This is a genomic window from Advenella mandrilli (assembly GCF_016595155.1).
GTDB lineage: Bacteria > Pseudomonadota > Gammaproteobacteria > Burkholderiales > Burkholderiaceae_B > Advenella > Advenella mandrilli.
The window spans coordinates 37,933-62,073 of the sequence record NZ_JAENGP010000014.1; the positions used below are offsets into that span (position 1 = coordinate 37,933).

Annotated in this window: 24 protein-coding genes and 3 tRNA genes; 14 read left to right on the forward strand and 13 right to left on the reverse strand. The window is 51.3% G+C overall.

Going from position 1 to position 24,141, the window contains the following annotated elements; all coding sequences use genetic code 11:
- Position 1 precedes the first annotated feature (1 nt).
- The 4 genes from JHL22_RS12310 to JHL22_RS12325 all read left to right on the forward strand — a co-directional run bounded on the left by JHL22_RS12310 (position 2) and on the right by JHL22_RS12325 (position 1,278).
- Positions 2-796 carry a MetQ/NlpA family ABC transporter substrate-binding protein gene (locus tag JHL22_RS12310; protein WP_200237936.1) on the forward strand — a complete coding sequence of 265 codons (795 nt, stop codon included), beginning with the start codon at positions 2-4 and terminating at the stop codon, positions 794-796.
- A 53-nt stretch (positions 797-849) separates the two neighbouring features.
- Positions 850-925: transfer RNA gene (locus JHL22_RS12315), tRNA-Lys, on the forward strand.
- Between the two features lie 75 nt (positions 926-1,000).
- Positions 1,001-1,076, forward strand: a tRNA-Lys gene (locus JHL22_RS12320).
- A gap of 126 nt (positions 1,077-1,202) precedes the next feature.
- Positions 1,203-1,278 (forward strand) — tRNA-Lys (locus JHL22_RS12325).
- Positions 1,279-1,395: 117 nt separating this feature from the next.
- On the opposite strand, the gene JHL22_RS12330 is transcribed toward JHL22_RS12325, so the two are convergent.
- The 3 genes from JHL22_RS12330 to JHL22_RS12340 are packed head-to-tail and all read right to left on the reverse strand — an operon-like array spanning position 1,396 to position 4,023.
- Positions 1,396-3,105, reverse strand: coding sequence for a SulP family inorganic anion transporter (locus JHL22_RS12330; protein WP_329610669.1), 1,710 nt, complete (start codon positions 3,103-3,105; stop codon positions 1,396-1,398).
- Between the two features lie 29 nt (positions 3,106-3,134).
- Positions 3,135-3,554: a DUF6691 family protein gene (locus JHL22_RS12335; RefSeq protein WP_200237939.1), complete on the reverse strand. Its 420-nt coding sequence runs from the start codon at positions 3,552-3,554 to the stop codon at positions 3,135-3,137.
- A 37-nt stretch (positions 3,555-3,591) separates the two neighbouring features.
- Entirely contained in the window at positions 3,592-4,023 is a 432-nt protein-coding gene (locus tag JHL22_RS12340) for a YeeE/YedE family protein (protein WP_200237942.1), read from the reverse strand.
- A gap of 157 nt (positions 4,024-4,180) precedes the next feature.
- Here JHL22_RS12340 and rraA point away from each other — a divergent pair, with 157 nt between their 5' ends.
- Positions 4,181-4,663, forward strand: coding sequence for a ribonuclease E activity regulator RraA (gene rraA / locus JHL22_RS12345; RefSeq protein WP_200237945.1), 483 nt, complete (start codon positions 4,181-4,183; stop codon positions 4,661-4,663).
- A gap of 96 nt (positions 4,664-4,759) precedes the next feature.
- A complete protein-coding gene (gene gstA / locus JHL22_RS12350; protein WP_200237948.1) occupies positions 4,760-5,365 on the forward strand; it encodes a glutathione transferase GstA in 606 nt (201 codons plus the stop codon).
- A gap of 99 nt (positions 5,366-5,464) precedes the next feature.
- Here the strand turns inward: gstA and phbB are convergent, their stop codons facing one another.
- The gene (gene phbB, locus JHL22_RS12355) at positions 5,465-6,223 is read right to left on the reverse strand and encodes an acetoacetyl-CoA reductase (RefSeq protein WP_200237951.1); all 759 of its coding nucleotides are present in this window, start codon (positions 6,221-6,223) and stop codon (positions 5,465-5,467) included.
- A 20-nt stretch (positions 6,224-6,243) separates the two neighbouring features.
- Positions 6,244-8,007 (reverse strand): PHA/PHB synthase family protein, encoded by a 1,764-nt coding sequence (locus tag JHL22_RS12360; RefSeq protein WP_200237954.1) that lies wholly within the window; start codon positions 8,005-8,007, stop codon positions 6,244-6,246.
- Between the two features lie 257 nt (positions 8,008-8,264).
- On the opposite strand from JHL22_RS12360, the gene JHL22_RS12365 reads away from it, so the two are divergent.
- The 7 genes from JHL22_RS12365 to JHL22_RS12395 all read left to right on the forward strand — a co-directional run bounded on the left by JHL22_RS12365 (position 8,265) and on the right by JHL22_RS12395 (position 15,385).
- Positions 8,265-10,562 (forward strand): TonB-dependent hemoglobin/transferrin/lactoferrin family receptor, encoded by a 2,298-nt coding sequence (locus tag JHL22_RS12365; protein WP_200237957.1) that lies wholly within the window; start codon positions 8,265-8,267, stop codon positions 10,560-10,562.
- A 38-nt stretch (positions 10,563-10,600) separates the two neighbouring features.
- Complete coding sequence (locus JHL22_RS12370; RefSeq protein ID WP_200237960.1) at positions 10,601-11,638, forward strand: hemin-degrading factor; 1,038 nt, start codon at positions 10,601-10,603, stop codon at positions 11,636-11,638.
- A 7-nt stretch (positions 11,639-11,645) separates the two neighbouring features.
- Positions 11,646-12,476: a heme/hemin ABC transporter substrate-binding protein gene (locus JHL22_RS12375; protein WP_200237963.1), complete on the forward strand. Its 831-nt coding sequence runs from the start codon at positions 11,646-11,648 to the stop codon at positions 12,474-12,476.
- 55 nt (positions 12,477-12,531) lie between these two features.
- Positions 12,532-13,476: a FecCD family ABC transporter permease gene (locus JHL22_RS12380; RefSeq protein ID WP_407926775.1), complete on the forward strand. Its 945-nt coding sequence runs from the start codon at positions 12,532-12,534 to the stop codon at positions 13,474-13,476.
- Positions 13,477-13,478: 2 nt separating this feature from the next.
- The gene (locus tag JHL22_RS12385; protein WP_234041271.1) at positions 13,479-14,291 is read left to right on the forward strand and encodes a heme ABC transporter ATP-binding protein; all 813 of its coding nucleotides are present in this window, start codon (positions 13,479-13,481) and stop codon (positions 14,289-14,291) included.
- 82 nt (positions 14,292-14,373) lie between these two features.
- Complete coding sequence (locus tag JHL22_RS12390; protein WP_200237969.1) at positions 14,374-15,069, forward strand: AzlC family ABC transporter permease; 696 nt, start codon at positions 14,374-14,376, stop codon at positions 15,067-15,069.
- Positions 15,056-15,385 (forward strand): AzlD domain-containing protein, encoded by a 330-nt coding sequence (locus JHL22_RS12395; protein WP_200237972.1) that lies wholly within the window; start codon positions 15,056-15,058, stop codon positions 15,383-15,385. Before JHL22_RS12390 ends, JHL22_RS12395 begins: the two co-directional genes overlap by 14 nt.
- Positions 15,386-15,467: 82 nt before the next feature.
- On the opposite strand, the gene JHL22_RS12400 is transcribed toward JHL22_RS12395, so the two are convergent.
- From JHL22_RS12400 to JHL22_RS12415, 4 genes are all read right to left on the reverse strand, one after another.
- Positions 15,468-16,274, reverse strand: a complete 807-nt coding sequence (locus tag JHL22_RS12400) for a thiazole synthase (RefSeq protein ID WP_200237975.1) — start codon at positions 16,272-16,274, stop codon at positions 15,468-15,470.
- A gap of 11 nt (positions 16,275-16,285) precedes the next feature.
- Positions 16,286-16,513 carry a sulfur carrier protein ThiS gene (thiS, locus tag JHL22_RS12405; protein ID WP_200237978.1) on the reverse strand — a complete coding sequence of 76 codons (228 nt, stop codon included), beginning with the start codon at positions 16,511-16,513 and terminating at the stop codon, positions 16,286-16,288.
- A complete protein-coding gene (locus JHL22_RS12410) occupies positions 16,510-17,580 on the reverse strand; it encodes an FAD-dependent oxidoreductase (protein ID WP_200237981.1) in 1,071 nt (356 codons plus the stop codon). The genes thiS and JHL22_RS12410 overlap by 4 nt, the downstream gene beginning before the upstream one ends.
- Positions 17,581-17,698: 118 nt before the next feature.
- Complete coding sequence (locus tag JHL22_RS12415; protein WP_200237984.1) at positions 17,699-18,136, reverse strand: hypothetical protein; 438 nt, start codon at positions 18,134-18,136, stop codon at positions 17,699-17,701.
- Between the two features lie 99 nt (positions 18,137-18,235).
- On the opposite strand from JHL22_RS12415, the gene recQ reads away from it, so the two are divergent.
- Complete coding sequence (recQ, locus tag JHL22_RS12420) at positions 18,236-20,065, forward strand: DNA helicase RecQ (protein ID WP_200237987.1); 1,830 nt, start codon at positions 18,236-18,238, stop codon at positions 20,063-20,065.
- Here the strand turns inward: recQ and ruvB are convergent.
- The 4 genes from ruvB to JHL22_RS12440 form a co-directional block, all read right to left on the reverse strand.
- Positions 20,062-21,120: a Holliday junction branch migration DNA helicase RuvB gene (gene ruvB, locus JHL22_RS12425; protein ID WP_200237990.1), complete on the reverse strand. Its 1,059-nt coding sequence runs from the start codon at positions 21,118-21,120 to the stop codon at positions 20,062-20,064. The two genes, recQ and ruvB, sit on opposite strands and share 4 nt — an antisense overlap.
- A gap of 129 nt (positions 21,121-21,249) precedes the next feature.
- Positions 21,250-22,524, reverse strand: coding sequence for a TRAP transporter large permease (locus JHL22_RS12430; RefSeq protein WP_200237993.1), 1,275 nt, complete (start codon positions 22,522-22,524; stop codon positions 21,250-21,252).
- A 42-nt stretch (positions 22,525-22,566) separates the two neighbouring features.
- Positions 22,567-23,064: a TRAP transporter small permease gene (locus JHL22_RS12435; RefSeq protein WP_200237996.1), complete on the reverse strand. Its 498-nt coding sequence runs from the start codon at positions 23,062-23,064 to the stop codon at positions 22,567-22,569.
- 57 nt (positions 23,065-23,121) lie between these two features.
- Complete coding sequence (locus JHL22_RS12440) at positions 23,122-24,105, reverse strand: TRAP transporter substrate-binding protein (RefSeq protein ID WP_200237999.1); 984 nt, start codon at positions 24,103-24,105, stop codon at positions 23,122-23,124.
- Positions 24,106-24,141: the final 36 nt, after the last annotated feature.

Genomic DNA, 24,141 nt, shown 5'->3' on the forward strand with positions numbered 1-24,141 from the left:
CATGAAGAAAAAATTTGTTAGTCATATCCTGGCCCTGGCATTGGGTGCGGGTCTGGTTTCAACCTCATTGGCCGCAGACAAAACACTGAAAGTGGGTGTGACATCCGGCCCACATGCACAGATCATGGAGGTAGTAAAAGAAGAAGCGGCCAAAAAAGGTTATAACATTGAAATTATCGAGTTTTCCGACTATGTGCAACCCAATGTGGCACTGGCAGCCGGCGATTTGGATGCCAACAGTTACCAGCACTTGCCTTACCTTGAAAATGCCAATGCCGACCGCAATTACGGCATTGTAAGCATGGCAAAAACGGTTGTGTTCCCAATTGGTATTTACAGTAAAAAAATTAAAAATTTCAGTGAAGTTCAGGAAGGTTCACGTTTTGCCCTGCCCAATGATCCTACCAATGGTGGCCGTGCCTTGTTATTGCTTGAGAAGCAAGGGCTGATCAAGCTTGATCCCAAGGCGGGCATTAAGGCAACACCAATTGATGTGATTGAAAACCCCAAAAAACTGCGTTTCATCGAGCTGGATGCGGCCCAATTGCCCCGTTCACTGGATGATGTGGACTTTGCAGCGGTTAATACCAATTTTGCGATTGAGGCGGGCTTGACCCCAAAAGAAGATGCCATGGTGCTGGAAGATGGCGATTCACCTTACGCCAATATTATTGCTGTCCGTGAAAAAGATCTTGATCGTGCCGACCTGAAAGAGTTCGTGCAAATTTACCAATCACGGCCCGTTAAGGATTTTGTTGTGAAAAAGTACCAAGATTCTATTTTAGTTGCCTGGTAGCAAAAAAATATTGACACGATAGTGCAGATCAGTCATAATTTCATTCTTTCAGGGGGCTGGTAGCTCAGTTGGTAGAGCAGCGGACTTTTAATCCGTTGGTCCCGGGTTCGAATCCCGGCCAGCCCACCATCTGAAAATTAAAGCACGTAATTTTGTAGTACATATTATTAGCCGCTTTTATTTATACAAGCGGCTTTTTTATTCGGGCTGGTAGCTCAGTTGGTAGAGCAGCGGACTTTTAATCCGTTGGTCCCGGGTTCGAATCCCGGCCAGCCCACCAAAATTATTTGGTTTGTTAAAATAAGTCGCTAACAAAAGTTAAGCGGCTTTTTTTTGCGTAAAAATTTCAGATATACTTAAGCTACCGAAGCCAATATTTATACTTACAGTGGTTTGTCGGTTTTTTGGGCTGGTAGCTCAGTTGGTAGAGTAGCAGACTCTTAATCTGTCGGTCCAGGGTTCGATTCCCTGTCAACCCACCAAGAGCTATCAATGGTTATTGATAGCTTTGTGCAATTAAGCGTTAAGCATAAACCTGCCCTTCAGGGGGGCTTTAATGTGGGTTTTTGTTGCTGCTTACTGCCGTCAATCAAGCGCCATTAATTTAACTGCAGAAACGCCTCGTGCACACTTAAAAATATTTTGTTTTTCATGCGCTTGCCCAAAGGTGTATTTTTCAGGCGATCCATAATGGGGCCTTTGATTTCGGCAAAATACAGCTGGATGTCGCGGGCAGCCAGGCTTTTTTCAAGCTGGTCCAGCATTTCCAGTGCAGTGGCATCAATTTGGTTAACCGCCGAGCAAACCAGCAGCATATTTTTTGCATCAGGGTTGGTATTAATAAGCGCCATGATTTTTTGCTCTACCGCTGCGGCATTGGCAAAAAAAAGGCTTTCATCAATCCGTAACGCGACCAGGCCGGGTACGGTTTGCACGTCATGGCGTTCTATGTTGCGGTAATGTTCGGTATTAGGCACACGGCCCAGGACGGCCATATGCGGGCGGCTGCTGCGCCAAACCAGTACGGCAAGGGAAAGGGCAATGCCAAACAGGATACCAGCTTCTACGCCCAGTAAAATCACGCCCAGCATGGTTGTTAATAATGAGAAAGCATCGGCCCGATCATATTGCCAGGCGGCCTTCAGACTGTGCCAGTCGACAAGTGCTGTCACGGCTGAAATAATCGTGGCGGCCAGTACGGCCTGGGGCAGGTAATAAAACAGCTCGGTAAAAAAAGCAATAACCACAGCCATGAGCAGGGCACTGATAATACCGGCAAGCGGGGTATTGGCGCCGGCTGAAAAATTGACCACCGAACGTGCGAACCCGCCAGTTACCGGATAACCGCCCGAAATGGCGCTGGCAATATTGGCAGCGCCCAGGCCAATTAATTCGCGGTTGGGCTTGATGCGTTCCTTGCGTTTTAAGGCCAGCGATTGCGCCACCGAAACACTTTCAACAAAGCCGACTAGCGAAATAAGCAACGCTGGTAACCATAATGCGCCAATTGCATTCAGACCGGGCAGATTCAGGCTGAGTATAGGCAGGCCTTGCGGAACATGACCGGCAATACTGACACCATACTGCGTATCCAGTTTGAACACATAAACAATGACAGTAAAGCAGATTACGCTAAGCATGGGTGCCAGTTTGGAAAGCATGCCGGCCAGCCGGGATGAGACACCGGCCTTTTCAAGAGCAGCGCTTAAGTAACGCCGTGACCACCATAAAAAAAGCAGGCTGCTGCTGCCAATGAGCAGGGTAAGCAGATTGGTTTGGGGTAAATGACGGGCCAGATCAAGCAGGGTGGCGATGATATTATTGCCCGAAGCCTGAACACCCAGCATGTGTTTAAGTTGCCCGATACTGATGAGAATGGCCGAACCGCTGATAAAACCGCTAATGACTGGATGGCTTAACAAATGCGCCAGAAACCCCAGCCGCAATACCCCGAACACCAACAGCATGACACCGGATATCAGGGCCATTTGAATGGCCAGTTCTATATATTGCGCAGAACCTGGTTGGGCCAGCGGTGCTAGGGCACTGGCGGTCATGAGGGAAATAACCGCCACAGGGCCGGTTGCCAATGTCATGCTTGAGCCCAACAAGGCGTAAGCAATGATAGGCAAAAGACTGGCATACAGCCCCATTTCAGGTGGCAGGCCTGCCAGCATGGCATAGGCCAGGCTTTGTGGGATAAGCATGACAGTAACAATCAGGCCTGCTGTCAGATCACCTGAAAACAGGTTTTTCTGATAGGCCAATATCCAGTCAGGCAGTAAGTTGGGCAATTTGCGTTGGGTCACGGTATTGGGGCTTTGCAGTTTTAATGAGCTTAACGGGTTTTACGGTTTTCAAAGGCGGTAAAAACAAGCATGCCTGCAATCATGGCAATTACAAACAGCAATGCCTTCCATTCGCCTGCGGCCATTGATACCAAAGCAGGCCCAGGACAAATGCCAGCCATCCCCCAGCCAATGCCAAACAGTAAACTGCCAATCACCAGACGAGGTGTAATGCTGCGGCTGGCGGGTAAACTCATGGGGTCACCCAGGCAGGCTGTCTGGCGTTTTTTTGCGGCGGTAAAGGCAAACAGGCCCACCAATATGCCGCCCCCCATGACGAAGGCCAGGGAAGGATCCCAGTTGCCGGCAATGTCCAGGAAGCCAAGTACTTTTTCAGGGTTGGCCATACCTGAAATGATAAGACCCATGCCAAAGAGGAGTCCGACCAGATATTCGGTGATGCGTTTCACGATGTTGATATCCTTTAATTAGGTTGAAGACAGGGGGTTAAGCAATAAGGTGACGAACCAGATAAACGGTTGCGATACCACTTGCCATGAAAGCCAGGGTGGCAACTAGCGATCGGCCCGAAAGCCGCGATAGGCCACAAATACCATGGCCACTGCTGCAACCCGAACCCAGACGAGTGCCAAAGCCCACCAGTAAGCCAGCCAGCATAATAAGTGGCCAGCCGGTATTGATTTCTATGGGTATGGAACCCACTGCCAGCAAATAAATTAACGGTGCTGAAAAAAGTCCCAGTAGAAAAGCGATACGCCAGTTGGTATCGCCTTTGGCGGGTTTGAGCAGGCCGCCAAGGATGCCACTGATGCCTAGAATGCGGCCACTTGCCAGGATGAAAATGGCGGCAGCAATGCCTAGTAAAATACCCCCGGCCAGTGATGACCAGGGGGTGAAATTTTGCCAGTTGATAATCATGTGAAAATTTCCGTGCTATATATTATATAAAAATATATTATATATAAAAATATAATAAAAATACAAATCAGGCGGGTCGAAAATATAAAGATCATGGATTACACTTGATCGTCAATATAAAAAAATTGGAAATTTTCAGCTAAAAGGAGAACAAGCAATGTCAGTATTACTTACCTGCGATGTGATGGATGCATTTCCTGAAAGTGCCTCGTGTGATCTTCAGTTTCAGCAATGGGGCAAGCGTAAGGCAATTAGCGGATGGATCCGGACTCTTAAGGTTTATGAGGACAACACCTTGGTCAGGCAGGTGCTGTCAGAAAAGTCGTCGGGAGAAATTCTGGTGGTGGATGGCGGCGCTTCGTTGCACAGGGCTTTGGTGGGAGACATGATTGCCACCTTGGCCATGGATAACGGCTGGGGCGGTATTATTGTGTATGGTTCTATTCGTGACAGTGCCCAGATCAATGATATGGATTTTTCTGTCAAGGCGTTGGGTACCAATCCTCGCAAGAGTCACAAGGCGGGGCAGGGCGTATTGGATATCCCGGTCATGATTGGTGGCGTTACCTTCAGGTCTGGCTGGTATGTATATAGTGATGCCGATGGCATTGTGCTTACTGAGAATCCGGTAATTTTGTAGTATGTTCTGGATTAATAAGTAATTGTTGTCAAATTTTTATTCGGGTTTTATGCGAAGTTACCCGTTTTTTGTTCACTTGATCAAGGAAGTTGTTAAATGAAATTGTTTCATAAACCAGGTGCATGTTCTTTGGCGCCGCATATCGTTCTGGAAGAATTGGGTGTTAGTTATGAATCTGAAAAAGTCGACCTCAAAACCAAGGTGACTGAATCAGGTGCGGATTTTTTAACCATTAATCCAAAAGGATATGTGCCGGCATTGCAAATGGATAATGGTGAAGTGTTAACGGAGTGTCAGGTTATTCTTGAATATTTAGGTGACCTCAATCCTTCCCAAGGCCTGATTCCTGCATCCGGTTCTTCCGCTCGCTATCAAGCTCAAGCCTGGCTGAATTTCGTGGCAACTGAAATTCACAAAGGATTCAGCCCTTTTTTCAATCCCGCCACGCCACAAGAATGGAAGGATATTTGTCTGGCTAATCTTGAACGCCGTCTGGCTTATGTTGAGTCTGAGTTGGCGGGTAAAGATTATTTAATGGGCGATACCTTTACAGTTGCTGATGCCTATCTGTTTACGGTACTGGGCTGGGCTAAACATATTCAGCTGGATCTGGCTAAATGGGCCAACCTGACCGCCTATCAGGCACGTGTTGCCCAGCGTCCCGCGATTGTTTCTGTCATGAAAGCGGAAGGTTTGCTGTAGCCGCTTTGTTATCAGGCACGGCCTAAACGGTAAATGGAAAATGCCTGCCCGGCAAAATAAGCCGGGCAGGCATTTTATTGTCTTGAAACAAGAGCAAAATCAATACATGTGCTGTCCGCCGTTCATGGCAACGTTGGCACCGGTCATGAAACCGCCCAAATCACTGCAGATGAACACGATAAGCGCGGCCAGTTCGGCTGGTTCGCCCAAACGGCCCAATGGAATCTGGGGCAGGATCTGGCTGTCCATGACTTCTTTGGGAACGGCGGCAACCATTTCGGTATTTAAGTAACCCGGAGAAACCGCATTAACGGTTACGCCTTTGCGGGCAAATTCCAGCGCCAGGGTTTTGGTAAAGCCATAAATACCTGACTTGGCCGAAGAATAGTTGGCCTGGCCAAATGACCCCTTGCTGCCGTTAACGGAAGAAATATTGACAATACGCCCCCAGCCAGCAGCCAGCATGTTTTCACATAGGGGTTTGGTCATGTTAAACATGGAATCCAGGTTGGTTTTCATGACCTGGTCCCATTTGTCCTTGTCCATTTTACGGAAACTGGCATCGCGGGTAATGCCGGCATTATTGATCAGGATATCAATATGATAGCCGTCGTCGTGCATTTGTTTGGCACCGGCAATGCAAGAGTCATAGTCGGCAACATCAACCATATAGGCCTTGAAGTTATAGCCTTCATCACTTTGCTTTTTTAACCAGTCGGAATAGTCTTTGCCAGGACGCATGGTAACAAGAACGGTGTGACCGGCATTATGCAGGGCACGGGCCACTGCCGTGCCCAGGCCGCCTGTGCCACCGGTAACCAATGCGGTCCGCTTGACTGATTCATTCACTACTGTCATTTAATAAGCTCCAAGAGAAATTATTTTTCAAATACATAAACGCCGGGGGCGTCACAAAGCAATGGATAACCTTTTTCGGGATTACCCATGGGAGGAGGGGATACCGGTTTACCGGAGCGCTCTTTGAGCCAGCTGAACCAGCAGTTCCACCAGGAACCTTCATGGTGTTGTGCGGTTTCATACCATTCGTCAGGACCCAGATAAGGCTCGTCTTTGGCGCGGGCAAGAACCCGGTAATAGCGGTTTTTATGGCCAGGCTCACTGACAACACCGGCATTATGTCCTTTATTGGTAAGTACAAAGGTCATGTCGGTACAACACAGGGGATGAATTTTGTAAACCGAGTGCCATGGGGCGATGTGGTCTGTTTCGGTACCCAGGCAGAAAACCGGCAAGTGAATGTCGGTCAGGGAAACCGGTCGGCCATTGACGGGGTATTTGCCTTCTGCCAGATCATCGTTCAGGAATAGCCTGCGCAGGTATTGCGAGTGCATTTTGGCGGGCATGCGGGTGGTGTCTGTATTCCAGGCCATCAAATCATTCATGGTTGATTCTTCACCCAGCAGGAGTTCTTTGATGTAACGCGACCAGATCAGCAAGTCGGAACGCAGCATCAGGAATGCGCCCGCCATTTGTTCACCGGTTAAATAACCAATATCCGCCATTTCTGCTTCCAGGATGGCCAGCTGGCTGTTATCAATGAACAGGGACAGTTCTCCTGGTTCGCTGAAGTCGGTTTGGGCAGCCAGCATGGTGATGGAAAGTAGGCGGTCATCCTGGTCCCTACCCATGGCCGCTGCGGCAATAGACAGCAAGGTGCCTCCGAGGCAATAACCGGTGGCATGGACTTTGTGCTGGCCGGTAATTTGGTTGATCGCATCAAGGGCGGCAAAAAAGCCCATGGACAGGTAATCATCCATACCCATATTGCGTTCTTCTACGCCGGGGTTTTTCCAGGAAATACAAAAAACCGTATAGCCCTGGTCTAGCAGATGCCTGATCATGGAATTGTGCGGAGAAAGATCAAGAATATAGTATTTCATGATCCAGGCCGGCGTGATCAGGATGGGTTCGGGGTGGACCTTTTCTGTTGTGGGTGTGTATTGGATCAACTCCATGAGCTGATTACGTAAAACCACCTTGCCGGGAGTGGTGGCAAGGTGTTGGCCTACCTTGAAATTTTCAAGTTTGGGATCGGGGGTGCCCGTGTATTGTTGCATGAACAGCTGCCATGCATTCATGCTGCCGCGCAGCAGGTTGGCCCCTTTTTCTTCTAGTGTTTTTTGCAATACCTCGGGGTTGCTTGGCACGAAATTTTTGGGCGAGAGCGCATTCAGGAACTGTTGCCCCGCCATGCGAACAAGGTCCAGGTGGTGAGGCGTTGCACCACGAATATCGGTAGTGGCTTCTTTCCACCATTCTTCTGTCATTAGATAAGACAGTTGCAAGATGTTAAATGGCCAGATTTTCCATCTTTCATCGCTGAAGCGTCTGTCGGTAATGGGAGGTTCAATATTCAGGTTGCTGTGGTAACTGGGCGTGCCGGGGATGCCAACGGTTTGTGTACGCTGCGCATATTGGGCCAGCGCCAGGCTTTGCGCGACACCCAGATTGAATAATTCAAGCTGTTTGCCCGGTGATATGGCCAGATGCCGGGACCAGTCGATATAGCTGAGCAGTCCCTGTAACGGTGACATTGACAGCGTACTTTTGGCAATGGACGCCTGAAAACGCTGGTCGAGTTGATCCATGGCGGTTTGAGGATTGCAGGTGTTTTTTACCATTCAAGAGTCCTTTGGAGCGGTGATGCTTTCCTGTGCATTTAATAACCCGTTACTAAAGCGGGGCATGTCTTCATACCAGTATAGGGTATTAAAGCAGGAGATGACTAATTATAGGATATTGCATTTTTATTACGATTAGATGAATGCAAGCCAATTTGTGTTTCAACATTGATCTACATCAATTTTCTTGACATTAATAATAATACGAATGATAATGATTCTCGTTTTTAAGTTAAAATAAAAAGGTAAGCATAAAAATGAGGTTTTCAAATAATTCCCGTCACCAGGGGGTTCTACTGCTGGCCGGTCTGATAGCGGCTAACCCGTCTTTGGCACAAACAGCATCACAGCCGGAAAAAGTGGTCACCCTTTCAGCGGTAAAGGTGGTTGCCGAGACTGAAAATCCCCAGCAAGAAAGCATAGACAGAACGCAGTTGCAGAATGCGGGTATTGAAAGCTGGACTGATTTGGGGCAACGCCTGTCACCGGGAGTTAATTTTAACCGACAGAACAATAGTGTGAATATACGGGGCCTGGATGGCAACCGTATCCGGCTTACCGAGGATGGTGTGCCATTGCCATGGTTAAGCGATGGCAGCCGTGGCGTAAAAGGGGGGCTTGATGCGATTAACTTTGATTCCCTGTCAGCGATTGATATTGTGAAAGGGCCCGGGGCCAATCAAACCAATTCCATGACAGCCGCGGTGGCCTTAAGCAGTCTGTCGCCCAGCGATTTGTTGCCAGAAGGGCAGGATATTGGCTTTTTGGGTAAAACCACCTATTCGGGTCTTGATGACAGTGCGGGCATAGATGTGGCGCTGGCTACCCGGCTGGGTGAAAAAACCCGGATGCTGTTCCAGTATGCCTATAAAAAGGGGCATGAAATTAAAAACCAGGCCAGCACCGGCGGTTATGGTGACAACAGGACCAAAGAAGACCCCGCTGATTATCACCGGAATTCGGCTTTATTCCGGATTGAGCATGATTTGGCACCCGGGCATCAGCTTGGCCTGGGCGCAAGCCTGTTCCGACTTGACAGGGATATTGACAAGTTAAGCGAGCAAAATACATCCACTTATTACATTGGCGATAACCAGTATAAAGAAGAAATCAAGCGTGACCGGATCTGGCTGGATTATGAATACCGGTCTGAACAGGCAGGAGAGGCACTTGACCGGTTTTCCATGCTGGCTTACTGGCACAGGACCGACCTGCTTAATGAACAGAATGCCTATCGCCAGCAAGATGCCAGGGGTAATATCATTCCCCGCGATCCTTACAAATATGGTTTTCCGTCAGGGGAATATAACCGCCATAACAGTGTAGGGCAAAAAGGCTGGGGCCTGAATATGGATGCATCGGGTTATTGGGGGACAGCACCGTTGCGTTCGCATTGGATGGCAGGTGCAGGATTTACCAGCGACCGTTATCGCCAGCATTCAGGAGGGGTGGATAATTGCCCTGTGGTTTCACCCATGTTGCCGGCCCCGTTTGGTCCCCGTTCTTGCGAATTTTTGCATACCAACCAGGCTGATGTGCCCCAGGTTAAAAGCAATGACTGGTTTGCGTATGCCAAAAACACATTTTCATGGGGTAATGGGCAGTACAACTTGACACCTGGCCTGCGTTACGATCATTACGAGCGGAACCCATCAGCGGCTGGCGATTTTATGAATAATCCCAACGGTGGCCTGGCGCAAATGGATAAACGCAGCGGAGGGCATTTTTCGCCATCCCTGGAATTTACCTGGAATCCTAATGACACGCTCGCTTTGTTTGCCCGTTATGCGCATGGTTTCAGGGCACCTACCGCCCCCGAGTTGTACATGCAGTTTGGTTCATCGTCCAATTACCTGCGCAAGGGTGAAGCATCCCTGAAACCGGAAACCAGTCGCGGATGGGAACTGGGTGTTGCCGTGAATACGGAGACGGCAGGTGGATCACTCACTTTCTTTGATCAGCATTATAAAAATTTTATTGAATCGGGTGTGCCAGTGGCAGCCGATTCCATTTATGCGCAAATGATGCAAAACGGCTTGTATCCATTTGGCGTGTTTACCCATGCCAATCTGGATCGTGTCCGTATTTATGGCTTAGAGGCCAGCGCTTACTGGAATATGAATAACCATTGGTATACCCGGGGTTCTGTGGCATGGACGGTGGGCAAAGACCGCAGTACGGGTGACTACCTGAATTCGGTCGCACCACTCAAGGGCATCCTGGCACTTGGCTACCAAAGCCAACAGTGGGGCGCTGAAGCCATCTGGACAATGGCGGCCAAACGCAACAAGGTCAAGTACCCCGATGCGACCGCGCAGGTGCCTTACCCCGATTTCAAGGCACCCGGTTATGGCACGCTTGACCTGGTGGCGCATTGGACCCCTGAGGCGGTGAAGGGGCTGCGTATTCAAGCCGGCCTGATGAACGCATTTGACAAAAAATACTGGAATGCGCTGAATGTGCCGACGGCGGGCAGCAGCCGGATTTCACGCGGCATTGACTATTACACTGAGCCGGGACGTCATGCCACACTTTCTGTCAGTTACCAATACTAATAACCACAGCAACGTTAATTATTTTAAGGTGAAAATATATGAATCAATCATTTGAATCCCTGCGGCATCAATGTGACCGCCTGCTGTCACAGGAACCCAAGTTGCGAATCCGTAATGTGGCAGAGCGTCTGAATGTGAGTGAAATGCAATTGCTGGCCGCGCAATGCTGCGATGCCCAAGCGGTTTATCTGGGTACCGATGTCAAGGAAATTTTTAAACAGCTGGGCACCTTGGGTGAGGTGATGGTCTTGACGCGCAATGAATGGTGCGTGCATGAACGGCATGGCCTGTTTAAAGATATCCAGGTGGGCAAGGCGTCTATTGGCATTGTGCTGGGGCCGGATATTGATTTGCGGATGTTTTTTGCCTGCTGGAAAACAGCATGGGCAGTCAGCCAGAACGGGCGGTTCAGCATTCAGTTTTTTGATGAAACCGGTATGGCGATTCACAAGGTTTACGGCACTGAAAAGACAGACAGGCAGGCCTATGAGGCGTTGGTCGAGCGTTTCAGGACCGATTTGGCACTGGTGCCGGCCGTTACCGCGCCCGAGCCTGGGCAAACCGGTCTTTCTGAACAGGCCCCGGCCCAGTTGCGGGACAACTGGCTGGGCATGAAAGATACCCATGCGTTTTTTCCTTTATTAAAAAAATGGAATGTGTCCCGAATAACCGCCTTGCAGGCTGCTGGCGATGATTTGGCCCAGCAGGTGGATCACGATGCCGTTGAGCGCATGTTGCAACTCAGTGTGGAACGGGAAATCCCGATTATGTGTTTTACCGGCAACCGGGGAATGGTGCAGATCCATTCTGGCGTAGTTCATAAACTGTTGCGTACGGGCCCTTGGTTCAATATTCTGGATGCAAAATTCAATTTGCATTTGAATACGACGGCAATTGATTCAGTGTGGGTGGTGAATAAGCCAACTATTGATGGCTGGGTGACGTCTCTTGAGGTTTATGAAAAATCTGGTGAACTGATTGTGCAGTTTTTTGGTGTGCGCAAACCGGGCATACCTGAATTGCCGGCCTGGCGTAATTTGCTGGAATCTTTATGCAAGGAGCCGCTTGCGGCTTAATAACACCATGAAAAAATCATTGTTGTTTTTACTGGGGCTGTTTTTTGTGCCCCTGGCTTTTGCCGCCAATAAAGAGCGGGTTATCAGCCTGGGGGGCTCGGTAACTGAAATTGTGTATGAACTGGGCCTGGGTGACAGCCTGATTGCCGATGACCTTTCCAGCCTGTATCCGGAAGCCGCCACCCGCTTGCCCCGGGTGGGGTATTATCGTGCCGTCCCCGTGGAAGGGGTGGTGGCCATGCATCCAGACCTGATCCTGGCCTCGGAAAACGCGGGACCTGCGCATGCGCTGGAAAGCATCAGCAAACTGGGGGTTGAAATTGTCAAGGTATCCGACCGTGCCAGCCTTGAGTCCTTGTACGAGCGGGTGCAGCAAATCGCCAAGGTTTTATCTGCCGAAGACAAGGGGGATGTGCTTATTGAACAAATCCGTGCCAGGGTGGCCCGGGCACAGGCCCTGCCCGGCAAAAACCTGAAAACGGCCCTGATTGTTAACCGGACCGGCACCATCCAGGCGGCGGGCAGCCATACCGCCGCTTCAGTCCTGATATCGCTGGCCGGCTTGACCAATGTCCTGGAGTCGGCACAAAAAGGATATAAACCCATCTCAGCAGAAAGCTTGGTAAATTTCGGGCCTGAGCTTATTATTGTGACTAAGGGATCAGTGCAGGCCAGTGGCGGCCTGGCAAAGTTCCTTAAACATCCTGCCATTGCCATAACGCCGGCAGCCATTAACAAGCGGGTTGTCGTCATGGATGATCTTCTCGCCCTGGGTCTGGGGCCACGTGTCGCCCAGGCTATTGAACAACTTAAACTGGCATCAAATGCAGCACAGTAGTCATTACCGGAAAAACCTGTTTTCCGTCCGTATTATTTTTGTTTTGGCCATACTGGTGATTATCAGCCTGATCGCGTCTGGCAGTAGTGGTGCGGTTGCCATTCCCTTTGCGGATATTCCCGCTTTGCTATGGGGGCAAGTGCCCGAAAGCCAGCGTATGATGCAGGCGGTGCTGCTGGATATTCGCATACCACGCGTCCTGTTCGGCCTGGTAGCGGGGGCCGCGCTGGCCTTGTCGGGGGTGGTCATGCAGGCCCTGTTCAGGAATCCGCTGGCAGAACCCGGCTTGATTGGTGTCTCTTCCGGGGCGGCATTGGGGGCTGTACTGGTTATCGTACTGGCTAACACGGGTTTCTGGGGTATTGCCCTGGCCGCTTTTATGGGCAGCCTCGTCTGTACCTGGCTGGCCTATTGGGTAGGCTGCCGTTTCCCGGGGGTAGCGGGCCTGTTGCTGGCGGGTATTGCGATTAATGCCATTACCGGCAGCCTTATCGGCCTGCTCAGTTATATGGCCACCGATAACGAACTGCGGGACCTGACCTTCTGGAGCATGGGCAGCCTGGCTGCCGCATCTTGGTCAACACTGGGTTTTATGCTGCCCTGGACAGTGATGCTTTCCATGTATGCCGCCCGGCAATGGAAAGCCCTGAATGCTTTGCTGCTTGGAGAGCGGGAAGTGGAACATTTGGGTTTTTCCATGCGGGTTTTGCGGCGCCGGCTGATTGTGTGTGTGGCCCTGTTAATTGGTCCGCTGGTAGCGGTAACGGGTGGTATTGGTTTTGTGGGTCTGGTGGTGCCACATATCATGCGCATGATTATCGGGGCCAATCATCGCTATCTGTTGCCAGCCTCTTTTTTGGGGGGCGGTCTGGCCTTAATTTGGGCTGACTGGGTGGCCCGTACAATTATCCTGCCTTCAGAACTGCCCATTGGGCTGGTGACTAGTCTGATTGGCGGACCATTTTTTCTCTGGTTATTGATTCGCCAGATCAAGAGGTAATAATGACACATGCCATGAAAGGTGAGTCGCTGCTGTTTCATCGTCAGCAGCGGCGTATTCTTGACCATGTTTCCATTTCGATTGAAAGCGGACAGGTACTGGCTTTGCTGGGCGCCAATGGTGCGGGTAAATCAACCTTGCTGTCGGTGCTGGGCGGTGAAATAAAACAGGGGCTGTCTGCGCACGATCGTATTGCCGTTACCATTAATGGTAAGGATATTTCCAGCTTGAGTGCGCTTGAATGCGCGCAGCGGCGCGCTGTGTTGCCGCAGAATGCCTCGCTGACCTTCGATATGAGCGTGCTGGAAATTATAGAAATGGGCATGTACCCGTTTTCGGACATCATGCAGGCGCAGGCCACGGCCTTGATTGACCGGGCCCTGCAATGGGCCGATGTGCAAAGCCTGCAAGCGCGTAACTACCAGACCCTTTCGGGTGGAGAGCGGCAGCGGGTTCAGTTTGCTCGTGTGCTGGTGCAGTTGCTGGCCCAGCGTGAACAGGATCCGGCTGCCCGTTATATGTTGCTGGATGAACCCACGTCAAGCCTGGACCCCAAATACCAGCAGCAATTATTACGTACGTTGGGCAAGCTGGCCCGGCAGGAAAATATAGGTGTACTTATTATCTTGCATGACCTGAATCTGGCTGCCCGTTATTGTGACCGGCTTGCCTTGTTGTGCGAGGGTAAACTGATTGCCTGCGACACGCCCGAAAAAGTACTTACCCGAGATAATCTGCACGCGGTGTATGGCATTGATGGGCAGGCCATTGCCCATCCGCTGGCACCAGGTAAACAGCTGGTAATCTGGGATTAAAGCGCTTTTTACGGCAGGCTGTCATGGCAATGGTGTAATATCTCACCTTTTTCCTGAAGCAAACCAAGAAGCAATCATCAGAATGAGTCAGTTGAAATATTTTGGCAGGGGCCTGCGCGCGGGGTTGCCCATTATGCTGGGTTATATTCCCGTTGCCATGGCGTTTGGCATAGCAGGGGCCAGCCTGGGTTTAAATGCCTGGGAGCTCATTGCCACTTCATTGATTGTTTATGCAGGGGCCGGGCAATTTTTTATTTTGGCATCCCTGCAATTGGGTACGCCGCTGGTGACCATGGTTTTATTGGTAACCCTGCTTAATGCCCGTCATCTTTTATATGGTCCGATTATTGAAAAATACCTGCCCAAGGGGCTGAAGAACCGGCTGGTCAAGGCGTTTTACCTGACCGATGAGGTGTTTGCGACCTGTTATGTGGGCATGAACAAGGTAGAAAAGGAAGCCCGCAGCAGCTGGTATATGGGCCTGGGCATATTGGCCTGGTTGTCCTGGGCAACCGGAACGACCATTGGTGTGTTTGCCGGTGATGAGTTATTAAAGGCTTTTCCGGTGGTTGAAAAAACCCTGGGGTTTGCCTTGCCGGCCATGTTTGTGGCGGTAACGGTGCAAAGTATTCAGCCCCCTATGTTAAAGGCCATGGCCGCCGGTGTCGTAATTACGATAGGGGTGGTATCACTGGGCTTCCCAACCCTGGCCATTCTGGTGGGGGCTTTTGGTGCCTGCCTGTTTTATACCCCCGGAGACGACAATGCAAAAGTATGAATATGTGATTGCCATGGTGGCCATGGGGGTGTTCACTTACTTGATGAGAGCCTTGCCGTTTGTTTTGATGCAACGCAGCCGCCTGCTGTCACGCCTGAATTCGGGCCGGTTTGCCATCATGGGCCCGGCCTTGCTGGTATCAACCACTACGGTGGTGCTGTATTCGGGATTGGCAGAAACCACGTCATGGCAGGAAGTGGGCGCTTATGTACTGGCGGTGCTGATTCTGTTTGGCGTGCTGAAGGCTGCCAAAAACACCGGCCTGGCCATGCTGCTGGGCATGGTGGCTTACGGCTTCCTGATGTGGCTGGTGTAACAGCGGCCCTGGTATGGTATCAAAGTTGAAAAAAAGCGGGTTGGCAGGGTAAAAAGATACCCTGCGTTAATCGCTAACAGCCTTACAGCAAAAAAGGTCTGCCAGTTACCGGTGTGGTGGGTGTCGCCATATCTTGTCTGGCCATAATACCGGCTTCATAAGCCATCCGGCCAGACTGAATCGCCAATTTAAACGCCTCGGCCATTTTGACCGGGTCATGCGATTGCGCTACTGCTGAATTTAACAGGACCGCATCAAAACCCAATTCCATGGCTTTTACCGCATCAACCGGTGAGCCAATGCCGGCGTCTACCACCAGCGGTATATTGGGTAGGCGGGCCCGCAAGGTTCTTAGGGCAAAGGGGTTAACCAGCCCCTGGCCCGAGCCAATGGGGGCGCCCCATGGCATTAAAATGCGGCAACCGGCATCTAACAGGCGGTTGCAAGTCACCAGGTCATCGGTGCAATAAGGAAAAACCTCAAAACCGTCCTTGACCAGTTGCGCAGCGGCGTTAATCAGCTCGATGGGGTCGGGCTGCAAGGTGTAGTCATCACCAATCACTTCAAGCTTGATCCAGTTGGTATCGAAGATTTCCCGGGCCATATGCGACAGGGTAATGGCTTCGCGGGCGGTTTTGCAACCAGCCGTATTGGGCAGCAAGTGGGCACCATTTTGCTTGAGCATCTGGAAAAAGGCATTGGAAACCCCTTCGGTGGTGCTTTTGCTTAAGGGGTTTTGCCCGGGGGCCAGCTGGCGTTTAAGGCCAACCGTCACCACCTGTGCGCCCGAGGCGGCAATGGCATCATGTAAAACCTTGGGGGACGGGTATCCGGCGGTACCAAGAAAAAAACGGCTGGACAGCAGGGTATCTGCAATAGTGAAGGACATATTAAGCTTGCTTAGCCACCGGTAATGGGCGAAAAGGTGAAGACAGAGTCGTTGGCTTGCAGTATGTAGGCTTCACGTGAGGAACGCGAAACGAAAATTTCATTAACTGCGGTGGCGACGGCGGTTGAGTCAGGTTCCTGACGGGTTTCGGTTTGCAATTGCTCAACCAGGGCAGCCAGTGTGGTGCCCTGGTTGATGATGCGTTCAAGACCATTTACTGAAATTGAAATTGTTGTCATGCCTGCAATAAGGAATAGTCAGCTGAAAAGACTGATTTTAAGGCGTTTTCAACCATAGCGGGTGCAATTAGCCAGCCATGGCGAAACAAGCCGTTAATACGGGTTAGGCCTGTTTCGGTTTCAATGCGGGGAAAGTTGTCGACCAGGGCAGGGCGCAGGTTGACTTCTGAATGGATGATCCTGCCTTCGGCAAGTTCAGGCAAAATGCTGTGGGCAGCGGCTAGCAGCTCGACCGTGGTGCGTACCGAAACGGGAGAGCGGTCTTCGCTTTCGATTTCACTGGCGCCCACCACGATGGTATCGGGCGCGCGCGGCACAATATACACACGGTAACGCGGATGCAGCAGGCGGATGGGGCGATGTAAACTGACACCCGGTGCCTGGACCCAGAAAATTTCTCCGCGCACGCCCCGTACATTCTGGCAGGAAAGTTCGGCATGGTTATGAACGGGTTTGTCACGGGCACCTACCCCACGGGTATCAAAAACCCAGTCGAAGCTATGCTGGCCCGTACTGGTATGAATGGTATGCGGGCTAAGGGCGTTAACCGGCTGGCCCCAGTGCCATTGCACATTGGGGGCTGATTCGGCCAAGGCCCGCATGGCCTGGACGGTATGAATCTGGCCTTCGTTGGCTAGCAGCCAGGTGTGCGAGGGCCCCTGTATGGAAGGCTCAAGGCGGGCCAGTTCCTGGCGCGGCAGGGCTTGGGGCTGTTCATGCACAGGGGCTTTGGCCTTAAGCAGGGAAACCAGCCGGTCTGCCGCACCCTCATCACCGCGGTGTGCCACCAGCAAGCTTCCTTTAAAGTGCAGTTCAACCGGCTGCTTCAGGCGAGGAACCAGATTGGCCCATAAATCCAGCGATTGCTTGCCCAGCAGGAAGACGTTCTCATCACCGCTTTCAAGTTCGGCAATGGGGCTAAGCATGCCGGCGGCGGTCCAGCCAGCGGCAACCGGGCTGTACATGGACGGGGCCGGGTCAAACACACTTACCTGATGACCTTGTGATGACAAAACAAAAGCGAGCAAACGACCTGACAGGCCGGCTCCGGCGATAGCTATTTTCATGTTTTTTTCTTTGCCTGTTGAATGTTGTTTTCGGGACAAGGCAACATTATAAACAGGCAGGCTGGCACAGGCTGCAATAATAGGTGCCTGTTTCCGCTTATATGATGCAGATCAAGTTTCAACGGCCCAGTTTTTGTTGCAACGGTGGCCCATACTGTTTGGCCACCGTTTCAAGGTCGGCATAAATTTGATGGGTACAAGTTTGGCTGGATTCAGACAGGCAGATGCGGATATGCTGCTGGATATTCAGCCAGGCCGCCTGTGGCGCAGCTATATTAACGATATCCACGTTTTCGGCCAGCGCGGTAAAACGGCCGTCTCGGGTAGGGTCTGCGCCAATAATCCTTACCCGGGCCACGGCCTGGTCAGGCTGGTTAACCAGTTGCAGGACAGGAGACAGCATGACCTGGTTTTGCAGTTGTGCAACAATATGGGTGCCGATGGTATCATTGGGCGTGTTACCACTGATGTACACGGGAATTTTTGCCAGCACGGTGGTAGCGCAGGTACAGGCCAATACAGCCGCCAGCAATTTGTAAAAAACGGATTTTTTCATTTCTGTTGTTCAGCATTGACTATAATGTCAACATCATACGACTTTTCTGGTACAGAATTGTTTTAATAACGGTTAAATCAACTACAGCATATTTCAGCAGTGTCACTATCATCAGCCAGCCAGGTTTTGCAAACTGTATTTGGCTACGAATCTTTCCGGGGCGAACAGCAGGCCATTGTCGAACACCTTGTTTCTGGCGGGGATGCACTCGTCCTGATGCCGACCGGGGCTGGCAAGTCCTTATGCTACCAGGTTCCTGCCTTGGTCAGGGAGGGTTGCGCCATTGTGGTTTCCCCCTTGATTGCCTTAATGAAAGACCAGGTGGATGCCTTGAAAGAACTGGGTGTGCAGGCGGCATTTCTTAATTCCACCCTGGATTGGTCTGAAATACGCGCGGTAGAGCGAGACTTTTTGCGTGGTGAGCTGGACTTGCTGTACATTGCGCCAGAGCGCTTGCTGGGCGAGCGGTGCCTGCAATTGTTAAGCCAGGGACAAATTTCCCTGTTCGCGATTGATGAAGCGCATTGTGTATCCCAGTGGGGGCATGACTTTCGGCCTGAATATATGGGGCTGTCTATATTGCATGAGCGCTGGCCCCATGTGCCGCGAATTGCCTTAACCGCTACCGCCACCACCCATACCCGCAAGGAAATCATCCAGCGTTTGGCGCTGGGTGAAGCCAAACAGTTTATTGCCAGTTTTGACCGCCCCAATATCACTTACCACATTGTTGAAAAGCATGATGTGCGCCGTCAGTTGTTGCATTTCATTCGTGAAGAACATATGGGTGATTCGGGTATTGTGTATTGCCTGTCGCGCAATAAAACCGAAGACATTGCAGAATTCCTGAGCAAGGAAGGTATTAAAGCCTTGCCTTATCATGCCGGCCTGGATGTTGCCCGCCGGGCTGAGCACCAGGCCCGTTTTCAGCAGGAAGACGATCTGGTCATGGTGGCTACCATTGCCTTTGGCATGGGCATTAACAAACCCGATGTCCGCTTTGTGGCGCATATTGATCTGCCCAAGTCGGTAGAGGGCTATTACCAGGAAACCGGCCGTGCCGGACGTGATGGCCTGGCAGCCACCGCCTGGATGGCTTACGGCCTGCAAGATGTGGTGCAGCAAAGAAAAATGATTGAAGATTCAAATGGTGATGAGATCTTCAAGCGTCGTTCTGCGGCCCAGCTGGATGCCATGTTGGGGCTGTGTGAAACCGCTCAGTGTCGGCGGGTTCGTTTGCTGGCTTATTTTGACCAGCAGATTGAACCTTGCGGTAATTGTGATGTCTGCCTTAACCCGCCCAAAATGTGGGATGGTACGGTGGCCGCACAAAAAATCCTGTCAGCGGTTTACCGGTTGTTTAAGGAACGTGACCAGCGTTTTGGGGCCGGCCATATTATTGATATTTTGCGCGGCAAGAAAACCGACCGGGTGACGCAAAACCAGCACGATACCTTAAGTGTGTTCGGGGTGGGGCAGGATTTAAGCGATTCGGCCTGGCGTAGTGTGTTGCGACAGTTGCTGGCCAACCATTACCTGGCACTGGATATCGAAGGCTATGGCACCCTGGCATTAACGGAAAAAAGCCGGGCCGTGCTTAAAGGCGAAGAGGTGCTCATGCTACGCCAGGAGTCCGAACGCATGGCCTCCAAGTCGCGCAACATTATGCCCAAAGCCAAAAAGCCGGTCATCAGTCTTCCGCCCGAAGCCGAGGAACGCTTCGTTCAGCTTAAAAAATGGCGGCTGGCCATTGCCCGGGAACACGAAGTGCCGGCCTATGTGATTTTCAATGATGCCACGTTGCGGCAGATCGCCTTGAATAACCCGGAAACGCTTGAAGATTTAAGTTTTATCAGCGGGGTGGGGGCGCATAAGCTGGATGCCTACGGCGAAGCGATTATTGAATTTCTTGAGGAAATGCAGGCTTAAAACAGTTTGCCGTCTTCACCGCGTGAAGGGGGTTGCAGCCCCAGGTGGCGCCATGTGGTTAGCGTGGCAATGCGTCCGCGTGGGGTTCTTTGCAGGTAACCGTGCTGGATTAAATAAGGTTCAATCACATCTTCAATGGTGTCTCGCTCTTCACCAATGGCAGCGGCCAGGTTATCAACCCCAACCGGGCCGCCATCAAACTTGTGAATGATGGTGTCCAGCAGCTTGCGATCCATTAAATCCAGCCCTTGCGGGTCAACTTCCAGCATGCTTAAGGCGGCGCTGGCCGACTCAACCGTAATCACACCATCCGATTTGACCTCGGCATAATCGCGCACCCGGCGCAGCAGGCGGTTGGCAATGCGTGGCGTGCCCCGTGCGCGGCGGGCAATTTCCCGGGCACCGTCTTCGGTCATGGGGGTATTAAGCAAAGCGGCACTACGGCTGACAATTTGGGTCAGGTCTTCGGTGTTGTAGAATTCCAGCCGGGAAACAATCCCGAAACGGTCGCGCAAGGGGTTGGTGAGCATGCCTGCCCGGGTCGTGGCACCCACCAGGGTAAAGGGTTGCAAGTCTATCTTGACGCTGCGTGCGGCCGGGCCTTCGCCAATCAGGATATCAATCTGGAAGTCTTCTAGGGCAGGGTAAAGGATTTCTTCAACCACTGGCGACAGACGATGGATTTCATCAATGAAAAGCACATCGTTGGCTTCAAGATTGGTGAGCAGGGCGGCCAGGTCTCCTGGGCGTTCCAGAACGGGACCCGAGGTTTGCCGTAACTGGGAGCCCATTTCATGGGCAATAATATGGGCAAGCGTGGTTTTGCCCAACCCCGGAGGGCCAAACAGCAGGACATGATCCAGGGATTCCTGGCGTTTGCGTGCAGCGGTGATGAAAATTTCAAGCTGTTCGCGCACCCGGTGCTGGCCGGTATATTCGGCCAGGGATTTGGGGCGCAGGGCACGTTCTACCGATTCCTCATTAGGTGAGCTGGCTTGTGGGGAAACAATCCTGGCGGGAGGGCTGCTGGATAAAGAATCGTTAAAAATGGCCATGGTCGTGCTGCGCAATAATGGAAAAAGACATCGCTGTATTGTAATCTCTTTTGGAGACTGTATGTCCATACAGCGATGTCTTTTGTTCAGGGCTGGCCAGATGTTGCCATAAGGCCCGTTTTTAATGGCTTAGCGATAGGCAAGGTCACGTAGTATCAGCGAAATTTCCGGTACATAAGTGATAATCATCAGGCACAATACCGTGACACCGACAAAAGGCAGCAATGGTTTTATCAGCTTTTCAATGGGCAGTTTGGCTACCGTGCAGGCAGCAAACAGGTTAACGCCAAAGGGTGGGGTAATCATGCCAAGGGCCAGGTTAACCACCATGATGATCCCGAAGTGGGTGGGGTCAACGCCAAATTTAATGGCAACGGGAAGCAGCAACGGGGCCAGGACCACGATAGAGGCCGAGGTTTCGATGAACATGCCAATGAAGAACAAGGCAATATTGACACCTAGCAAGAAGGCGACTTTGTCGCTAAACAGCATGCTGAGCCACTCACCCAGTGCATTAGGTACACCGGCACGGTTTAGCAGGAACCCGAAAAGACCGGCATTGGCAATCACGAACATGATGACGGCAGTGGCAATCACGGTTTTACGGAAGGTTTCCGACAGCTGCCCAAAGCCAATCGTGCGATAAATGAAGATACTGACGATCAGGGCATAAACGACGGCTACCACCGATGCTTCGGTAGGGGTAAAGATCCCGCCATAAATGCCGCCCAGAATAATCACGGGCATAAGCAGGGCCAGCCATGCCTGCTTGAAGGATTCCCATATGCCAAGGCGGCCTTCGCCATCGTTTTTGCCATAGCCATGGCGTTTGGCATATAGCCATACATACAGTACCAGGGCAAGGGCAATCAGGATACCGGGCAGAATACCGGCAATGAACAATTCGCCCACATCGGTTTCGGTGGAAACCGCAAACAGGATCATGGGCACGGATGGCGGAATAATAACCCCAAGCTCGGCGGATGTGGCTTGCAAAGAAGCGGCAAACGGTTTGGGATAGCCATGCTTGACCATGGCGGGAATTAAGATGGCGCCCACGGCAAAGGTGGTTGCCACGCTTGAACCGGCCACGGCGGCAAAGATCATGCAGGTAATCACGCAACTGCACGCCAGACCGCCTTGCATGTTGCCCACCAGGCTTTTGGCGAAATTGACCATTCTTGTGGATATGCCTCCCGCTTCCATGAGGTTGCCGGCCAGAATGAAGAAGGGAATGGCCACCAGCGGGTAAGAGTCTAGCGATGCATAAATTTTTTGGGCGATAACCAGCCAGTTAATACCCGCAACCTGGACACCGACAATACTGGCAAGACCGATGGAAATAGCTACTGGTACTGTCAGGACAAAGAACAGCAGCATTGAAATAATCATTAATTGAGACATAAAACCAACCTGAATATTGAGCGATAACGAATGCAACGCGCCTTACAAAGCGGCGATTTCATCGTTGGATTCAGCTGACCCCTGTGACCAGTGAATAATCACGGCGATCAGGGCCAGAAATGAACCGATTGGAATGGCGGCATAAATCCAGGCGATACTGAATTCCAGTCCTGCGATGGTCTGGAACCGGAAGCGGTAGGCAGCCATGGCACCCACCCAGGTCAGGATACCCAGGAAGGTGCTGGTAATAATCATGACCAAGGTCGCCAGCCAGCGTTTGTGTTTTTCATTCAGGGCATTTTCAAGTATTTCCACTTTCAGCATGGCACCCTGGCGACAGGCCAGTACCAGGCCCAGCAATACAACCCAAATGATGGCGCAGCGGGTCCAGACTTCGGTCCAGTCGGCGGGTGATTCAAAGACAAAGCGGCTGACAACTTGATGGAATGAGGCAATCACGGCAGAGAGCAGCAGCAATTGCGCCATTATGGACACCAGTCTGAAGACAGACTTGTCCAGTAATTGAGTGAGCGATTTCATGGCAATTTGAAGAGTTAGGGCTGAAAAACCATTCAGCCCCGCAGGAAAAGAAAAAACTTATTTTGTGTTCTGGATGGATTCAATCAGTTCTTTCGAGAATTTCTTGTGGAATTCAGGATAGACATTGTGAACAATTTTGGCAAATTCGGCACGATCAACATCCTGGGTGATTTCCATGCCTTCTTTGGTCAGTGTTTCAAGACCTGTTTTTTCTACATTGTCAACGAAATCGCGCATGCTCTTTGCTGCAGCCAATCCGGCTTCCTTGAGTTTTGCCTTGTCTTCGTCAGACATGCTGTCATAAACCATGGGGGAAACCACAATCACGGCAGGACCATATACGTGTCCGGTCAGGGACAGGTGTTTTTGCTGGGAGGACAGCTTGGCGGAAACGATCACGGAAAGCGGGTTTTCCTGGCCATCAATGGTGCCTTGCTGCAGGGCGGTTTGCACTTCAGGCCAGGCCATGGGGGTTGGCAACATGCCCAGTTCCTTGAAAGCGGTAATGTGAATCGGGTTTTCGGTGGTACGGATTTTCAGGCCTTTCAGGTCTGCCGGTGTCTTGACCGCATGTTTGCTGTTGGTCAGGTGACGGAAGCCCTGCTCACCCCATGCCAGGGCCACCAGGCCACGTTTGGGGAATTCGGCCAGCAGTTTGTTGCCGATATCACCATCCAGCACTTTGCGGGCATGGTCCAGGTCACGGAACAGGAAAGGAATGTCGAAAACACCGGTTTGTGGCACAAAGTTAAGGGTGGCGCCAGTAGATAAAATGGCCGCATCCACCGTACCGATTTGCAGGCCTTCAATGACTTCACGCTCACCGCCCAGCGCGCTGTTGGCAAACTGTTCAATTTTAATTTCACCGTTGGTGCTTTTGCCAATAGACTCTTCAAAGGCGTTGGCACCCGCACCGTAATGGGAGTCTTTGGAAAGGGCATAAGCCATTTTCAGGGTTTTCTCGGCCATCGCTGCGCTTGAAAAACACAGGCTGCCGATGGCGGTGGCAACAAGAACTTTTTTAAACCATTGGGGATGCATATTATTTCCTTGAAATTTGATAATGTAAATTTAATA

Excerpts from the sequence above, each read along its gene's own strand:
- JHL22_RS12310 (WP_200237936.1), top strand. The coding sequence starts at position 2 with ATGAAGAAAAAATTTGTTAGTCATATCCTGGCCCTGGCATTGGGTGCG.
- JHL22_RS12340 (WP_200237942.1), bottom strand. The coding sequence starts at position 4,023 with ATGATTATCAACTGGCAAAATTTCACCCCCTGGTCATCACTGGCCGGG.
- rraA (WP_200237945.1), top strand. The coding sequence starts at position 4,181 with ATGTCAGTATTACTTACCTGCGATGTGATGGATGCATTTCCTGAAAGT.
- gstA (WP_200237948.1), top strand. The coding sequence starts at position 4,760 with ATGAAATTGTTTCATAAACCAGGTGCATGTTCTTTGGCGCCGCATATC.
- phbB (WP_200237951.1), bottom strand. The coding sequence starts at position 6,223 with ATGACAGTAGTGAATGAATCAGTCAAGCGGACCGCATTGGTTACCGGT.
- JHL22_RS12360 (WP_200237954.1), bottom strand. The coding sequence starts at position 8,007 with ATGGTAAAAAACACCTGCAATCCTCAAACCGCCATGGATCAACTCGAC.
- JHL22_RS12365 (WP_200237957.1), top strand. The coding sequence starts at position 8,265 with ATGAGGTTTTCAAATAATTCCCGTCACCAGGGGGTTCTACTGCTGGCC.
- JHL22_RS12370 (WP_200237960.1), top strand. The coding sequence starts at position 10,601 with ATGAATCAATCATTTGAATCCCTGCGGCATCAATGTGACCGCCTGCTG.
- JHL22_RS12375 (WP_200237963.1), top strand. The coding sequence starts at position 11,646 with ATGAAAAAATCATTGTTGTTTTTACTGGGGCTGTTTTTTGTGCCCCTG.
- JHL22_RS12385 (WP_234041271.1), top strand. The coding sequence starts at position 13,479 with ATGACACATGCCATGAAAGGTGAGTCGCTGCTGTTTCATCGTCAGCAG.
- JHL22_RS12390 (WP_200237969.1), top strand. The coding sequence starts at position 14,374 with ATGAGTCAGTTGAAATATTTTGGCAGGGGCCTGCGCGCGGGGTTGCCC.
- JHL22_RS12395 (WP_200237972.1), top strand. The coding sequence starts at position 15,056 with ATGCAAAAGTATGAATATGTGATTGCCATGGTGGCCATGGGGGTGTTC.
- JHL22_RS12400 (WP_200237975.1), bottom strand. The coding sequence starts at position 16,274 with ATGTCCTTCACTATTGCAGATACCCTGCTGTCCAGCCGTTTTTTTCTT.
- thiS (WP_200237978.1), bottom strand. The coding sequence starts at position 16,513 with ATGACAACAATTTCAATTTCAGTAAATGGTCTTGAACGCATCATCAAC.
- JHL22_RS12410 (WP_200237981.1), bottom strand. The coding sequence starts at position 17,580 with ATGAAAATAGCTATCGCCGGAGCCGGCCTGTCAGGTCGTTTGCTCGCT.
- JHL22_RS12415 (WP_200237984.1), bottom strand. The coding sequence starts at position 18,136 with ATGAAAAAATCCGTTTTTTACAAATTGCTGGCGGCTGTATTGGCCTGT.
- ruvB (WP_200237990.1), bottom strand. The coding sequence starts at position 21,120 with ATGGCCATTTTTAACGATTCTTTATCCAGCAGCCCTCCCGCCAGGATT.
- JHL22_RS12430 (WP_200237993.1), bottom strand. The coding sequence starts at position 22,524 with ATGTCTCAATTAATGATTATTTCAATGCTGCTGTTCTTTGTCCTGACA.
- JHL22_RS12435 (WP_200237996.1), bottom strand. The coding sequence starts at position 23,064 with ATGAAATCGCTCACTCAATTACTGGACAAGTCTGTCTTCAGACTGGTG.
- JHL22_RS12440 (WP_200237999.1), bottom strand. The coding sequence starts at position 24,105 with ATGCATCCCCAATGGTTTAAAAAAGTTCTTGTTGCCACCGCCATCGGC.